Annotated in this window: 1 protein-coding gene; it reads left to right on the top strand. The window is 60.9% G+C overall.

Annotated features, from left to right (window positions below; all coding sequences use genetic code 11):
- The first annotated feature begins 69 nt into the window (after positions 1-69).
- Positions 70-1,253, top strand: a protein-coding gene (locus ABIB26_RS23675; protein ID WP_354248652.1) for an IS3 family transposase whose coding sequence is annotated in 2 segments (ribosomal slippage) — positions 70-331 and positions 331-1,253 — 1,185 coding nt in all. Because the reading frame shifts where the segments join, the coding sequence is not laid out codon by codon here.
- The last annotated feature ends 17 nt before the right edge of the window (positions 1,254-1,270 follow it).

The raw sequence follows: 1,270 nt of genomic DNA, 5'->3' as shown, positions 1-1,270 counted from the left end.
TGAGCTGCCGCGGAGTTCTCGGACAGTGGGCCCTCTTAAAATGGGGGTCTACTGAAAGTAGAGATCAGCATGACTGCAGCACGCCGGCGTTTCACCCAGGAGTTCAAAGACGAGTTGTGCCGTGAGGTGATCAATACGTCCAAGCCCATCAAGGATGTTGCCACCGCATACGGTGTCGGCCCCGAGACTCTGCGCAACTGGCTGAACAAATACCGCGAGGCCAACGGGGGCACCGAGACGGAGCTGACGTTGCCGGAACGGGCCCGCCTGAAGGAGCTCGAGAGGGAAAATCAGGAGCTGCGAGCCGAGACTCTGTTCCTGAAAAAAGCAGCCGCTTACTTCGCGCGGGAGCAGCGGTAGTGAGCAAGTACGAATACATCGACTCCCAAAAAACTGAGCCCGCCAACCTGAATTCGGTCGTGAAGATGTGCCGCTGGTTAGGCGTCTCAACCTCCGGTTTCTATCACTGGCTGACGCGCCCGCAATCGGCGACCGCCACCCGCCGGAAGGCCCTGATAGCGCGGATCCAGCACTATTTCGAGGAGTCCGAAGGCACCTACGGGTATCGTCGGATCCACGCCGACCTGGCGGCGGAACAGACCGGGTGTTCGCCCGAGCTTGTGCGGCACCTCATGCGCCAGGAGGGTCTGGTGGCCTGCCAACCGCGGCCATTCCGGGTCACGACCGAGGCCGACGCGATGGCCGCGGCCAACATGCCTGACCTCGTCAAGCGTGACTTCACCGCCACTCGTCCCGGGGTGAAGTTCGTCGGTGACATCACCTACATCCACACCTGGCAAGGGTTCATCTACCTGGCCACCGTCATCGACTGCTATTCGAAGAAGGTCGTCGGCTGGTCGATCGCCGATCACATGCGCACTGAACTCGTCGCCGATGCGCTCAAGAACGCCGCCGCTACGACCCTGATCGAGCCCGACGCGATCTGGCACTCCGACCGCGGCAGCGTGTATACCTCGGCCGGGTTTCGGGCCTTGGTGACCGGCCTGGGGATGCGCTCATCGATGGGACGCACGGGCGTGTGCTGGGACAACAGCATGGCGGAATCTTTCTTCTCCATGCTCAAGAACGAGCGTGTCTACCGGACCGTTTACGCGACGAAATCACAAGCCCGCAGCGACGTCATCCGCTATATCGAGGGGTTTTACAATAGTCGGCGCCGACACTCCGCGCTCGATTACCGACGGCCCAACGAAGTCCACTATGGTTATCGACAGCCAGCACTGGCAGCGTAGAAGAATCCACCAATTCC

Origin of the sequence: Arthrobacter sp. UYEF20, from assembly GCF_040546335.1 — a bacterium.
GTDB lineage: Bacteria > Actinomycetota > Actinomycetes > Actinomycetales > Micrococcaceae > Arthrobacter.
This window is presented reverse-complemented; position numbering and strand designations above follow the sequence as displayed.